Source organism: Salinimonas chungwhensis DSM 16280, from assembly GCF_000378185.1.
GTDB lineage: Bacteria > Pseudomonadota > Gammaproteobacteria > Enterobacterales > Alteromonadaceae > Alteromonas > Alteromonas chungwhensis.
Genome location: NZ_KB899397.1, coordinates 1 through 13,588, shown reverse-complemented (window position 1 = coordinate 13,588; position 13,588 = coordinate 1). Strand labels below are relative to the sequence as shown.

The following is a 13,588-nucleotide window of genomic DNA, read 5'->3' as shown; positions in this document are numbered from 1 at the left end:
TGTCCAATTCGACAGTCTCAAGGGTGAGGATGATAATCAATTTAGATTTGAGGTAGATGCAAATTCTCCTTCGAATGATCAGGAGGCTAGAGTTGACATATTTGCAACCAAAGCAAGCAAAGATCTTGGCGCATTTAATCAACACGCCTTTGAAACTTTAATGCATCATGATATACGGGTTATTCAAAAACAAAAGATATCCCCAGATTTAGATATTCCAGTAAGAACTTACCGTGACGATGATCATGAGAGAATGGAAAAACTCGCTATTACAGTAGATTGCAATTCGATTAAGGGAAGTACACTAACACTCGTAAGCCGATTACTAAACGGAACGCTTGGAACGAACCAAAACTCTCAATCGGCTAGCGTACTCAACAGCTCAGCCTCTGTTGACCGGATTAGATGCTCGAATACAGATATTGATCAGTTTATTCAGCGACGTTTGAATAAAGCACAAGACTGAGGGCGGCTGCACGTAGGAACAATATTAACTCTTTTTATAGAAAGCATTATTGAGCGTCTGCCCCTTGTCTAAAGCAGACCACTGCCTTCGCAGTGGTGACCTGATGTCGACCCGATGTGGTGGATTTTAATAGCGGGCTTAGTGACCGCTATTAGAATGGTCCAAGTAACCAAGCAAAGAATGCGGCATTGAAGAAAAGAGCAGGAGTTATATTTAACCAGAATGTTGAGTACAGTTGACTGACAAAACCGAGTTTAAAAAGTTGCTGGTTAAGTCCCTTTATATAATCACTTGTTTTATCCAATTCCCGGCATAAGCCGTTAATAGCAGGTGATAAAGGATCCGCATCATTATGTTTTTCAATTCCCTTTACTATCTTATAAAAGTTATCTTCAATGGTGTCAATCGTGCCTTTTTTATTTGTGTAAAAAAAAGATGTTTTATCCCGGTACCAGCCTAAATGAAAGTTTATAAGCATGTAAAAACAAAGGGTTAAAAGAAGAGCTGAGGGATCTATAAAATCATTCGCTTGGAATTTGAACCAGGCCACCTTTTCCAATTTCACAGCCCCAATTTCCAATACACAAACCGCGAATGCTAGGCCAATCGTTTTTGCTCGGTATTTTGTGGTTTCTTCACTTACCCAGTTTTCAAGTACGTGCGGTTCAGCAATTCTTCTATAAATCCATCTAAGCATTATCAGGTCCCCTTATTCCTGGGCCAGTGTAATAAAAAAAGGCGGGAATTTCCCTTCTTTTCGCGCGAGTATAATAGTATACACTTGCTTAAATTACCGTATCGTTCACACAGTTGTTTACTGCTTATGTAACCATCGGGTTGGAAATCAATAACGTTTGTTTCATCCTGCATTTGGGGGCCCCTGTAATAGCTCTAATTGTTTTCGTTCTTTGTTAATCCTGGCTGTTTCTTCGTACAGCAGGTAATGGGACGGGTTCTACCCAGTTTTCACAGACGGTTTGATAAAGACGTAAAATCTGGGTAGAACCCTTAGCTAAACACGGGATACAAAAGAACGCAGAAGCAAACTCATGATTATTTGATTTAGAACGAGTTTCGTTGGGGAACTTAACCAGTGTGGTGCAGCCATCGACTGAATTCACATATCGTAACTGACGGACGCTAATTTCGAGGTCCGTTTTATATACGGCGAATTATTCAGTATATTTGGTGACCTTTCATCTTACTTTGGCCATTCCTACAGTGCCGGCACGATATTGTTTAGCGTACCGAATCGCCATGGCTTCGCTTTTCCAGTTCCCAGATAGCACAATCTCAGCCATGGGCACATCTGCGGATAGCAAAGTCAAAACCCCGCCAGTTCGGGTACTGTGACAAGTAAACTTACCTTCCGTATTAAGGGCAATTCCCACGGCTTCATATCGACGCAATAGCGCCTGGTACTTCATGGGCTCAGACTGGACCGTCTGTTTAGGTGATAATTTGCGAAAGATAAAACCTTCTTCAATACCGGCATCCGCTAACCACTTTTTCAACAGCATGGCCGTTTCATCCGACATATACCCATAGTGGCCATCGCCGGCTTGGTCCGTTTTGGAGCGTGGGGCGAAGATGGTTTTTGCCTGCCAATCAATATGCTGGACCTCGATGGCCAGTAAGTTCGAGGCCCGAAAAAGGGTATCCAGTGCCAGATTGATGAGCACCGCATCCCGCAACCCCAATAACGTATCAACATCGAGTACATGATTCGCGAGCCGGGCCTCATGTAATTGCAGCGGCTTGGCCTGTTTCTGCGCTGACGGTTTGGCTTTTAGGGTACCGTTGATATAGCGACTGAACAGTTTGGAATGCTTCCACGGATCCGGCAATTCACTGACGCCAAGAAAAAAGCGGATGGACGCTAACTTACGCTTAACGGAATGGTGACTCAGCGGCGATTGCATCATCCAGTCAAAAAACGCCTGACACGCCACTTTGGTGATTTTCCAGTCGCTGGCCAGTGCCGGCAACTGACGTTCGCGGCAAAACAGCAGGTATTGATTGAAATCGGATTGGTAGGCTTTTCGGGTATTAAGTGCCATGGTGTGCCAGACCGAATCATGCAGCTCGGTCAGATTATCCACCACCAGATGGTAGTGTTCATCATCGATGGCGAAATTGTCACTTGTTAATGTCAGTGCCTGGCTCATAGTTCATTATTACAGATAACTGTTATTATCTGTAATAATAGAGCAGGGGAGATGAGTCGTCAATAGCGTTACATATAACGCTTCTTTTAGTATGGCAGAGCAGGGTGGTTACTTGTATAATTTATAGCGTTATATGTAACGCTTACTACAGGTAATTAAAAAATGAGTGACAACACGCTGTGGCATGACTACATCACACAAAATTTTCACCGGTATATTTCAACCGTTGAAAATTCAGAATGGAAAGGTAATTCGCCAGCAGACATTGATATTGAGCAGGTACGGGGCCAGGAGCCCAAGCTTGCCTATGCCTATTTGCGTGAATTTATGCAAGACTCGGCCATCAAGCGCTTGCAAAATCGATTTCGGGCGCATAAACATCGTGAGATAACCGGTTTAAAGAATATTCAGTTAAAAGAACACTATTTGAGAATGTTGGACAGGTTTAAGGACCAGGTGGGCGCCGCCAGTTATGAAGAAGCGCTGGACTTTTTGCTATCACCTGACTATCAGGATTATCAAGCTGACGTAAATGCCGCTAAGGAAAAGGTCGGGGCCGCAGAATACAATAGCGATGAATTGTTCCTAAGTGGGTTTATGTCCAGATTGACTAAATATGACCGGCAACGAGTTGCTTTGGCCATTGAAAAGACGTATTTTTCTGCCTGGCGTACAGCTAAGCAATCAAAAAAAAGAACTGGCGACCCGAAAAGAGAATATTTAAACGAATTTTGTATAAGTCAAAATATTAACGGTTATCTTAAATCCCGCGTTAATTAACAACACTCTATTGTTTATTTAATAAAAAATAGAGTGTTTTTACAATGAAATCTTGATTATAACTTTTAATATTGGTTCGTATTATAAAAACATATTAACCTTTTGATATAGAAATTTTTTAAAAAAACCTTTCATTTTAATCATAAATAAAAATAAATATAACAATTTAAATGCCAAAAAATTAATTTATATTTTTTTAAATAACTAAATTTCCATTAAAACATTTTTTTGACAGGCAGTAAAATTGATAATAATGTTAAATTTCTTTCAAATAGGAGATATTTATGAAATAGATCTTGTACACAGCATTTTTATTAAGCTCTCAATCATTTGGTCAGCAAATGGAAACTTCTGGTTTTGGTGATGTTGAATTAGGATTTGAAGACTACATTAACACGTGTAGTTCATTGAATAATTATTATAAAAGCTTGATGACATGTGTTAATAAGGGTTTTTCTTATAGAAGGTCAAATGTTAGCTTTACCACGCCAGATGGCGATGAAGTGACTATGAGATTGGAACAATCTATATCTGGCAGCTAGGACGTGGGATAACCATATTACTAGTACGAGAATTAAGTGTAAGAGCTGCGAGGATGGCAATGACGTACGCAAAGCAGCAAACAGGTTAATTTATGGGCTAGGTAATGTGGTTGTTAATAATATGGAAGTAGAAGTTGAAGTTTATTCCTTAATAGACAAGTATGGTATCAACTCCACTAGCGTTAAGAGTCTTAACAGCGATAATCTAGTCTATAAAACCACTAAAACGAAATCCAAAGTAATTACGGAATTTGCGAAAGATGTTTTCGCAGGTGTCACTGCTAGTTCTGTATTAGAGGTTGGCAAAGGTTTACTTGAAGATTTATCGGATAGCTTTCATTCTGAGCCCCCTATAATAATTGTAGAGGATTCTAGCGGTAAACCTATCGGGAGTGGTAGAATGAAATCAGGAAAATTGCAAATGGATGTAATACTAACGCCAAATGGTAATCCTGGCGAAAGAGAATGGCAAGGCACTGTTTCCACAGATCTTGCGACTAGAATTGATAAAAGTTGGTCTGATTACATCGTTCGTGGGTTTGGCGGCGGTGGCGCTTGTAGGATCACAAAGACTGGCCTTTCAGGTAGTGAAAAGATGACAATGCAAGTGACATGCTGGTAACCAGATCTGGCACCTTAAAAGGTGCCACTCAATTCTTAAAAGGCTTGTTAAAATATACATCATTAACAATCCTTATATCTTTATTACTGAGTTCGGTTTTACTTCCAATATCCTATAATACGGCGTTGGAGACCCCGGAAAAAAGAGTGGATATAAATTATCTTGAAACCTGCTTTATATCTCCATTTGTAGAGACTTTATTCATTCTATTTATTCTTTTCATACTAAAAAGAATAAAATCAAGGGTTGTTAAAAATATATTGGTCTCACTTGTGATTTCCTCTATTCATCTTATTAACTCAATTATCAATGCGATAATTGCGCTCCCCAATTTTTACATACTAGCTAATGTATTAAATTCGTCAGGTAATAAACTACGCTCATTCTTTTTATGTTTTCTTATTCATTGTTTACACAATACTTTTTTTGTGACTTTGCAAAATACATTCTAAAAAACTGAGAAACTTTAATATCACGCATGATAATTCCGTTTATCATGCGTGATACTATATACGATTCAATGACTTACATAGGCTCCTGATCGGCGACTAACAATTCATCATCACTTAACGATTCACCACCCTTAAAGGTTTTAACTTTAGTGACGGCAAGATCTTGATGTATTTTTGGGTTATCAAGCTCGGACATAACCAAAGCATCCTTTGCATCGCCATCCAGCCACGCGGATACAAAACCTTTATCGTGAGGCAAAAAGCAGGGTATCGATTTTTGGTGATATTTGCTGAATCGTTCATGTGGTGGCCGGGTGATAACGGCTGTCGAATAGCAGCCATTTTCAAATTCACGATACACCGCACCAAAAAGTATCGCTCCCTTGGCGTTCATGAGGTAATGCTCATTCGTTGAGCCTACCTTATTTGATTCACCTAAAGCGGTACCCACAAGAATCGCTCTGTTATGTCGTACAGCGCCTTTCCAAAAAGGACTATCGAGGTTGCGAGCATTAAAAGTCGTTCTGTCCCCTACTTCCAACGTATCGCCATCTGGCTTGCAATCGAACCACCAGGTAGCATCGACTGTTTTATTTGGGCTAATAATAAGATTCTTAATTTGTCGATTAGGGTTTTTGCCAAACGCAGGATAGAAGTTAAGTAAACCGGCATTTTCTTTTTCAAACGCTGGGATCAGATTGTCCAACCCAACTTTACGGAGAATATTGAAGACTCCCGGGGAGCCGGCATCTCTTTGGATGAAGCCACACATAGACGTAATTCCTCGATTTAAAAATCATTATCGATTTTTTTGTAAGCGTATTTGCTAACGGGTAGAATTTCATCATCAGTCGTCACTATGTAGTGCGATGGATCATAATGATCACATTCATATTCGCTAATACTATCAGCATTGTTTTCATCGCTAGGCGTAAGCATCAATTCGAACGAAAACTTTATTAAAAATGTTGCAGCAATAAATACTGCTTCTGCGAGCTTCTTACATAAAAGAATAATAAAATCCATTATTTAACACCTAATTAATTAGAAGTACCAGCTTCCGATCGCTTCGCCCCTTTGTGTTTCCTATTTCGAAGTACGCCAGCTACTTTGCCTGATTTGGTGTGGTTCAAGCTGAGTTAAACGTATATCAGCCATCCTTTTAATGGTCGAAAAAAGATTACTCCAACTGTCTCGATTTACGTTGTTGCATTCAAACGCATGTACGTAACGCTTTGAAGAGTTGACTTGAACACCTATAATCTCTTTTTTTTCAGGTAAGTAGTTTAGCTTGAACTGCCCTAACCCTGTTTCGGCTACCAAATGCCCTTGGGACATGATTAATTGATTGGCTACGCGAGGCGCATCTAAGAATGCAGAGCTGTTAAAGCTAATCTCTATCTCGCTATCTGAAGAGTAAATATAAACCTCTTCTTTGGCTTGGCGCATAGGAAAATAGAAGCTGGATAGCCCTTTCTGCTCGTTTTTAAAAACTTTGCCTCCATCTGATACTTTTAGCATGTGAACAGCATTAGGCATGGAAATGGTTTTCAATTCTGACGTGCTCCCTTTCCCAAAATCGAACGTCCAACGCATTAATCCAGTTGTTGTACAGTCGGCTGACCACTCCACACTGTCATTGGCATGAGAGGGGAAGACACTAATCAACCCAAGAAGTACGAACCCCATCCTTATTCTTCGCATCGTACTTCCTACCTATCACTGTTGCCTGAATCAGTTACTTGCCCGATAAACTCAACCCTTTTAAAATATGGCTTTAATAAGCTTGGACATGCAACTATCAACGGCTTGATATAGTCGCTGCATCTCTTGGTTTTCTCACCCTGTAACGCTGTTTTGGCCATCTCATATGGAACTACAGCTCTTATCGGGACGTAAGCTGTCTCAGCTAGAAATTTACCCACACCCAATGGGACACCAACTCGGCTTTCTAATGCACACGCCATGAATCCTTTATCGATAAGCTCTCCTATTTGTCCAACGCTAACAGCGTTTTCTTCTTGTTTATTTTCACTCTCTTGATGGCAGGCTATCCGATAATCTTGATTTCTACGCCAGTCGAGAAGAAAGCTCATTGAGTCCATAACGTAATCGATCTCCTCGCCTTCTTCTTTAAGAGAGCTGTGAGTAAACATCGCGGCAAAAATTATTCCTATAGCCCAACCAATGTACTTCATAATGTTTCCTATATCGTTAATTAATGCTTATCCGAGCCTTTCACCCATTCCGTGACTACGTTCATTTGTTTCTCATCCATGTGAGCTCCGTCACCAATGAAGCAGAAATTGAACATGAGTGGTTCACTTTAAACTTTTCCTAATAGACTTTAGGTACTGGTAAGGCTGGTTTGTTGTTCTCAAAGGATTAGGTGATCTAGTGGCCATTGATATAGCAACCCCAGCACTTGCAAGACCAGCGATTAATGGGCTCACTTCCAAAACACCTGCTACGCCAACTCCACCTAATGAAATGCCAGCAATACTATTAAAGTCGAGAGCAATTCTGCTTCGCAATGACGCAATAGACTTCCTTATACCCACTCCTTCCATTGCTCTATCTATATCCTTTAATGCAATATTGAGCCTATATATCTCAATACTTTTAGCTCTTATGACGTCATTTGAAGATACAATTTTCAGGTAAACTTCGTCGAAATGCGCTCTGAACGCATCTAACTCAGCACTATATCTTTGCTTAAATTCTAGAATATCATTTAAAGGTACATCACAGTGGGGAACAGGAATCATATTAAAAAGTTCAAAATCGATTGAGGTTAGAAGCTCATTCTTTTCAGGCTTAGAGTTATAGTCCGGCCCTATACTTGTCCATACACCTGGCTCTTCTGCATCGTTTTTCTCGAATGCTTGTTCAATAGAGTTGTATGTCATGATTTCAGCTGGACAGACGGTCTGTCCTACAGTCACGTTGTTTCCATACGTATGGTGAATTCTTGTTCGTTGTAGAACACCTACGGATTCCAAGAACATCAAACTCGACGCGGTAGGGTGGTACATAGTGAGAGCGGTAAGAGGAAAATCGAGCTTGTCCCAAAAAAGTAAATATTTTCTTAATTCATATTCGGACAACCTTACTAAAGATCCGTGACCTTTTGTCCCTTTTACAATTGTTTCGAATGAATCCCCAATGACAATTCCTCTTTGGCTCAATATCCTACCCTCCTTTCTGCTCTACATAATAGCTACTATTTCCCATTAATCAGATATTTTTTGGATTGCTACACCAATAGAAATTAGATGTACTGCGGGTAATGCTACAGACGCTTTGAATAAATATTCTTCCTCAAATCCAATTTCTATAGTCCCACTTCGTCACCATTTATAGTAACCAACTTGTTTCCCATTACCGCTTTTTAAGATTATCGATTGTTATCTTTCCCAACTTCTCAGCGAGGCCTTTTTGCTTTTCATCCATTTCATCCCAATGGATATATGTTCCTTTCACGTTTGGTGGAGGAGTCAACGATTTACCATCATCCGAGACTACTGATACAAGACCTCCGGTTGTACCATCATAATAAGTTGCCCAAACGGCAACTCTGAAAATATTGAAATCCTCGTTGGATTCGTGAATAAAAAACCAGTTGTCTGCTTGGCATGTACTAATTATTTTGTTCATGGCGTATCCTATCTCATATTTTCCGGTCTAAACGCTTCTGAATCAGGCTTATCTATCGTCATGCCGTTACGCTTCAGAACTGCCTTGTATGCACGTTCACCAGCAGTAATTTTGAGGTACTTTGGCATGGCTGTTATTTCCCATTACACTGTTTTAGATGCTCTAAGAACATGTTCGTTGCTACTCGCGCTAAACGTTCCAGATTGTATCAGATGACCTTTTTATTAGATCTAAGATTGAGTTCGTATCTTCCATACTAAGTAATAGTTGAGCCCTTCCGACTCCCAACACGACTGACTTCTTATCTGAGCGATTACCTTCCACTATACGAAATCCATTCTTTTCATTTGAAGGCTTATCACTATTAAGGAAATTGTCATGAAATTTCATTGCCTCAAGCTCTGAAATAGATACTATCCACCCACCTTCATGTGCCCCAATACGAAGGACTTTTCCACCATTAAAGGCTTCGGCTTGAACGTACATTTTTCCATCTTTTATATTTATCTTTTCCATTTTTTGTTTCCTATTTCCTATGCATTCGATAAATTAGTGCTACCACACTTGCAGATGCCAATTGATGCTCTATAATCCGTTCTCTTTCTTGCTACAGCAGTTGGATCAGGAGACTTACTTTCAAAGCCTTCCCAAGAAATTGTCTGGCGCATCCAATCGTCCTCTGAAACAATTTTTAGACCTTCAGCACCACAGTCGTCGCACTTATATTTGTGTTCTGTAATATCCCTACCCATATTGTTCCCTTGTGTCCTATATGGCTAACTAACCCACTGAACGACCTCTTCTTGTTCCAATTCGTCTAAACCTACAAAGATCGCAAATTCCGGCTTAGTGGTAATTATTTTTTGAAATTTAAGCTACTTCGTGGAGTTGCAGAATCGTTTTTAGGGGCAGATGAAAGCTGCTCTTTTGACTTTTCTGGCTCAAAATGTCTTTTTAATTTCCTTCGGATGCAGTTAATAATCTCATCTTCTGAGTTATTATCTTTAATACACGTCAGAACATCATCCTTGAACCCATCATAAACTTTGTAACCTAACTCCTTTGCCAATGTCTCTAATAAATACTCTTTATCAGCTGCTGGCTCATCAGCCGAGTTTTCATATCTAAAAATTTTGAGGCAAAGCTTAGCTTCCTTAATATTCACTTCTGTTTCCTATTGTGAACTAATCGCTCCGATTACTCCGGTTATAACTAGAAACCCGCTGAGAAAAAATATAATTGTCGGCTTAACTCTTGACCCTTTAGGAGTACGCAAAAGATCCCTAGCGCCAGCTATCGTTAGAAGCCCTGCTGCCGATACTTGAAACCAAGAGCCTGAGAACCCGTTGTTACCAGGTATAAGCCAGATTGCACAAACGATTAGAGCAACCGTGAACGCAATAACAACCAACACTTCTGCTATGTCTTTTATCGCTATGTTTTCGTTATTTTCCATTTACTACTTTTTTCCTATTTCTTTGTATTGAAGAGCGGCTTCAATAGTTTTTCAAAGTCTCTGGTAAGAGCAGTCAATAGTGAAAAGCCACTAACCTGCAACAAGTAAGGTGTAGCCTCTGGCCAAATCCATACAGATGTAAATGCTAATATGATGAAATGAAAAATGTCCAGCCAAATGCTGCTGTCCAGATTTCGTATTTGGATGAATCATGACTCCCGCCAGCCAAATTTGCGAACAGAACTATTACAGCGGGTACAATCTGTGTCATGAAGTCCATATCTCTTTCTCTCCATATTTCATCACTGCTCTTATTCTGCCGTTAATGAGTCGATCTTCTTTTTGAAGAAATGTGTCAGCAACTGCTGAGAACCATCAAATAAGACCTTAAAAGGGGCTTCCTTAAATCCATCTTTCAATTTCGCTAAAACTTCTCGATTGTTTAATGCTTTTGCGAAATCATGACCTTGCTGTGTAAGTCTTAGTTGAGCATCAAAAATAGTTATGTCAGAAGGTGATGAATAATGCAGACCAAGACTACTAATAGGGCTAGAGATCATGTCGTGTCTGCTTATCAGTCCATTCTCGACTAACAGCCTGAAGTGGAAGACAAACTCGTTGCTGTCCTCTTGAAGCACAAAACTGTTCCACAGTTCAACAAAGCTGAGTTGGGGGTGCTCACAACTTTCGAACTTGTCTAATATCTGCGCTATATACTCGATATTTGGTTTCATCCCTATTACCTTTATGACTAAATTAGGCCATCGCACTCGGGCGCTGGTTATCAGTAACCACCTGAACATCCATAGTAAGTTGCTCATTTTCATAATGGGGTTTGAAGCGAAAACCTATTTTATATAGGCAGGTCATCAGCTTATCGATAGAAAATTTCTCTATCCGGCCATTTACCAGGTCACTTACCCTAGGCTGAGTGATACCCATTGCAGCCGCAGCTTGCTTCTGGTCCCACCCCTTCGCATTCACTATATCTCGAATGGCAATCATGAGGTCAGAGCGTGTTTGTAACTCTGACGCTTCTGCTGCATCTTCCGTGATGGCGTCAAAAATATTGCTGTATTCTAATGCCATGATTAGATCTCTTTGGTTAACTAACAAATAGTTTATATCAATACTGATATTTATACAAGTTTTGATATATTAGCCGTTAATTTCTTTCATCATTAGTTTGTAGCGTTTTTTGGCAGTATCCATTGCCTTCCGATCAACGCCGTTGGTAGTCTTGGTGAATGAGTGAAGTATGAACACTGTATCAGCGAACTTAGCCACGTAGACAGTTCGATAAGCTGGCCTGCCATTTTCAATCAGCTCCACAGCACCAATTCCTACGCTGTCTTTCAAATGCTTAAATTTACTGAACGGCTCTTTATCCTGACAAATAGCGTTTAGATCGTTCGCAAAGCGCTTTTGAATGACATCCGGCAACGCAAGAAACTCTTTCTTTGACTGGGTATTGATGAATTTAAACTTCTTCGTCATAACAGAAATCTTCTTCTTTTTTTGAAGCTATCAAGTCGCTTTTGCTTGCGCTCTGCTCGCTGTTCAAACCAATCATAGATTGGACTTAGCTGCATATAATCCATTGTCAGGATTTGCTTTATGGACTCTTCACTAAAGCCTGTAATGATCATTATGTCAGTCGTGCTTGCTCCGTTGCGGTACAACTCAATAACGCATGTTCGTACAAGTGAAATTCGTCTCACCCCCTTATTCCAAAGACCAGCATCGCTAATTAATGAATCAAGTTTCTTATTCATGGCAAAGGGGCTAATTGCATTCCCCCTGCTTTGAGTTGTGAACGGCTTAAAGTTATCAGCAATAAGTAATGCTGCATTAGGGTCTAAGCCATAGTAATGTTTATGCGGATAGCTATTTATTTTGTGCTGAATAAGCCATTCAAAATAGCACTCAAAAGCCCTTTTAAGTTCGGGGTGACTTAGGACAATGGGACGTTCGTAACCGTCGCGGCTAATCGACTCAGGCAGAACAACAACTTCGTTTAACTGCCCTTCTGGTGTTATGAAGAGCCGGTTCGTGATCAACGTCAGCTCAATTTCTCTCAACCCAGTCAGGGTAGCTAAGAGAATGAGCAATTTGTTTCTGTGCCTAAGCTCACTCTGCCTGCCGCAATTTCTTGGAACTAGTTGCTCCCAGAGTTCAGCATTTGTAATAGGTCTACCTTCCATTGGAGCGCATTTTTATAGGTAATATTGCGCTAATTGTGCCGTTCTATTTTGCAGATAGCAATTAGTAGAGTTTGAAGACCTTGAATATCGACGATTAGGCAGTGATGAATGGGAAACGCTTACCTGAAGAGGCAGCCCCTAGCTGCCTTTTCAAGTAAGCTTCAAGACTTACTGAAATGAAAGTTGCGGAACGCTTGAATAGCGAATGAAGTCGTCTGCCGTTACAGTAACGGTTTGTTTGTCATCGTCACCAACTCGCATTACCGCCACCTGCGTTGAAAGAGGATTTGGCTTATCCATCAAATCAACCAGGAGCAAGTAATTAGCATCTGTTTTTACAGTAAAGGTACCATCCGGTTGGATATCACTGGCTTTTTCCATTGCATCGTAGAACATGCCAAGCTCATAGAGTTGTAGCGCTGTCTTTCACGCCAGCCGAAAGAATTAACCTGTTCCACCAGCTGAGGGTTATCACGGTCTACACGGGCCAAGTCTTTTTTGATTTGAGGACTGGATTTCAGTTGGCGAATATATGCCCCGGATGCATTACGTAACTCATCAATGGCGGCTTGCGGAAGCTTAGCTTTCAGCTTCGCCTTTTCATCTGGTGTATATCCGGGCATTTGAAAATATGGGCAGTAATGACGCCCCTCGTGTTCATATTGCTCGCCGTATACATTCGTTTTGGCTTCATCCCGATAAAGCCAGGTTGACGAGGTCACAAACTCTCGACAGTCTTCAATTGGCTTATTATCAGATTTGTTACCATAACGAGTTTCACGACTGGCTTCTTTGACAAGTTCGTCAGAAACTCGAAACTCCTTTTTATCATACTTAATAAAATAAGTAGCTGCTTTGGCCCGGCTTTGGCTGAAAGCTTCGTCCAATGCTTGAAGCTGGCTACTTAGCGCTTGCTTCTTTTTATCAAGCTCTGCTTTCGCCTCGTCACTCCTGCCTTTTTGAGTAGCAAAAGAATCCAGGTACTGCTGGCTTTTCTGGATAGTCTCATTTATCTCGGCCACAAACTTGCCACCGGTTTCATCAATATCGTTGACGTAGTTCTCAAAGTCCAGTTCTCGCGTACTTAAGAAGTCGCTATCTGAAAACTGCTGTTGTACCAGCTCAACACTTACGTACTGGTCACGCAATGCTAGCAGGCCCGCTTTTGTATCCGGTAATTGCTTATCTTTACTGATAGTGGCCTTCCAGTTCTCGAACTTGCTGTTATCAATTTTATAGAC

At 40.5% G+C, this 13,588-nt stretch carries 19 protein-coding genes; 3 read left to right on the top strand and 16 right to left on the bottom strand.

Translation table 11 applies throughout. From position 1 onward, the window contains the following. On the top strand, nucleotides 1–466 hold a 466-nt coding region (locus tag F458_RS20905; protein ID WP_026294478.1), incomplete at its 5' end, for a hypothetical protein. Between the two features lie 151 nt (nucleotides 467–617). Here the strand turns inward: F458_RS20905 and F458_RS0118560 are convergent. Continuing rightward, nucleotides 618–1,163, bottom strand: coding sequence for a hypothetical protein (locus F458_RS0118560; RefSeq protein ID WP_018984946.1), 546 nt, complete (start codon nucleotides 1,161–1,163; stop codon nucleotides 618–620). A 499-nt stretch (nucleotides 1,164–1,662) separates the two neighbouring features. After that, a complete protein-coding gene (locus F458_RS0118555; protein WP_018984945.1) occupies nucleotides 1,663–2,634 on the bottom strand; it encodes a tyrosine-type recombinase/integrase in 972 nt (323 codons plus the stop codon). A gap of 162 nt (nucleotides 2,635–2,796) precedes the next feature. Between F458_RS0118555 and F458_RS0118550 the strand changes: the two genes are divergently transcribed. Then, nucleotides 2,797–3,414, top strand: a complete 618-nt coding sequence (locus F458_RS0118550; protein ID WP_018984944.1) for a hypothetical protein — start codon at nucleotides 2,797–2,799, stop codon at nucleotides 3,412–3,414. A 663-nt stretch (nucleotides 3,415–4,077) separates the two neighbouring features. Beyond that, nucleotides 4,078–4,578: a hypothetical protein gene (locus tag F458_RS0118540; protein WP_018984942.1), complete on the top strand. Its 501-nt coding sequence runs from the start codon at nucleotides 4,078–4,080 to the stop codon at nucleotides 4,576–4,578. A gap of 525 nt (nucleotides 4,579–5,103) precedes the next feature. Here the strand turns inward: F458_RS0118540 and F458_RS0118530 are convergent. From F458_RS0118530 to F458_RS20900, 14 genes are all read right to left on the bottom strand, one after another. Then, a complete protein-coding gene (locus F458_RS0118530; protein ID WP_018984940.1) occupies nucleotides 5,104–5,802 on the bottom strand; it encodes an SOS response-associated peptidase family protein in 699 nt (232 codons plus the stop codon). A 17-nt stretch (nucleotides 5,803–5,819) separates the two neighbouring features. Beyond that, nucleotides 5,820–6,056 (bottom strand): hypothetical protein, encoded by a 237-nt coding sequence (locus F458_RS0118525; protein ID WP_018984939.1) that lies wholly within the window; start codon nucleotides 6,054–6,056, stop codon nucleotides 5,820–5,822. 60 nt (nucleotides 6,057–6,116) lie between these two features. Next, nucleotides 6,117–6,584, bottom strand: coding sequence for a hypothetical protein (locus tag F458_RS0118520; RefSeq protein WP_156824309.1), 468 nt, complete (start codon nucleotides 6,582–6,584; stop codon nucleotides 6,117–6,119). 158 nt (nucleotides 6,585–6,742) lie between these two features. Continuing rightward, nucleotides 6,743–7,228 (bottom strand): hypothetical protein, encoded by a 486-nt coding sequence (locus F458_RS0118515; protein WP_018984937.1) that lies wholly within the window; start codon nucleotides 7,226–7,228, stop codon nucleotides 6,743–6,745. Between the two features lie 123 nt (nucleotides 7,229–7,351). Further along, nucleotides 7,352–8,137, bottom strand: a complete 786-nt coding sequence (locus tag F458_RS0118510) for a DUF6236 family protein (protein ID WP_269745211.1) — start codon at nucleotides 8,135–8,137, stop codon at nucleotides 7,352–7,354. Between the two features lie 274 nt (nucleotides 8,138–8,411). Then, nucleotides 8,412–8,687, bottom strand: coding sequence for a hypothetical protein (locus F458_RS0118505; RefSeq protein WP_018984935.1), 276 nt, complete (start codon nucleotides 8,685–8,687; stop codon nucleotides 8,412–8,414). Nucleotides 8,688–8,876: 189 nt separating this feature from the next. After that, complete coding sequence (locus tag F458_RS0118500) at nucleotides 8,877–9,203, bottom strand: hypothetical protein (RefSeq protein ID WP_018984934.1); 327 nt, start codon at nucleotides 9,201–9,203, stop codon at nucleotides 8,877–8,879. Nucleotides 9,204–9,543: 340 nt separating this feature from the next. Beyond that, entirely contained in the window at nucleotides 9,544–9,852 is a 309-nt protein-coding gene (locus F458_RS0118490; protein WP_018984932.1) for a hypothetical protein, read from the bottom strand. 602 nt (nucleotides 9,853–10,454) lie between these two features. Beyond that, nucleotides 10,455–10,877, bottom strand: a complete 423-nt coding sequence (locus F458_RS0118480; protein ID WP_018984930.1) for a DUF2513 domain-containing protein — start codon at nucleotides 10,875–10,877, stop codon at nucleotides 10,455–10,457. Between the two features lie 22 nt (nucleotides 10,878–10,899). Then, the gene (locus F458_RS0118475) at nucleotides 10,900–11,232 is read right to left on the bottom strand and encodes a helix-turn-helix domain-containing protein (protein WP_018984929.1); all 333 of its coding nucleotides are present in this window, start codon (nucleotides 11,230–11,232) and stop codon (nucleotides 10,900–10,902) included. A 69-nt stretch (nucleotides 11,233–11,301) separates the two neighbouring features. Beyond that, on the bottom strand, nucleotides 11,302–11,640 hold the full coding sequence (locus F458_RS0118470; RefSeq protein WP_018984928.1) for a type II toxin-antitoxin system RelE/ParE family toxin: 339 nt from the start codon (nucleotides 11,638–11,640) through the stop codon (nucleotides 11,302–11,304). Next, complete coding sequence (locus F458_RS0118465; protein WP_018984927.1) at nucleotides 11,637–12,347, bottom strand: hypothetical protein; 711 nt, start codon at nucleotides 12,345–12,347, stop codon at nucleotides 11,637–11,639. The genes F458_RS0118470 and F458_RS0118465 overlap by 4 nt, the downstream gene beginning before the upstream one ends. A gap of 168 nt (nucleotides 12,348–12,515) precedes the next feature. Next, on the bottom strand, nucleotides 12,516–12,647 hold the full coding sequence (locus F458_RS21175) for a hypothetical protein (RefSeq protein WP_269745210.1): 132 nt from the start codon (nucleotides 12,645–12,647) through the stop codon (nucleotides 12,516–12,518). Between the two features lie 35 nt (nucleotides 12,648–12,682). After that, the coding region (locus F458_RS20900; protein ID WP_040610809.1) for a hypothetical protein at nucleotides 12,683–13,588 on the bottom strand (906 nt) is incomplete at its 5' end.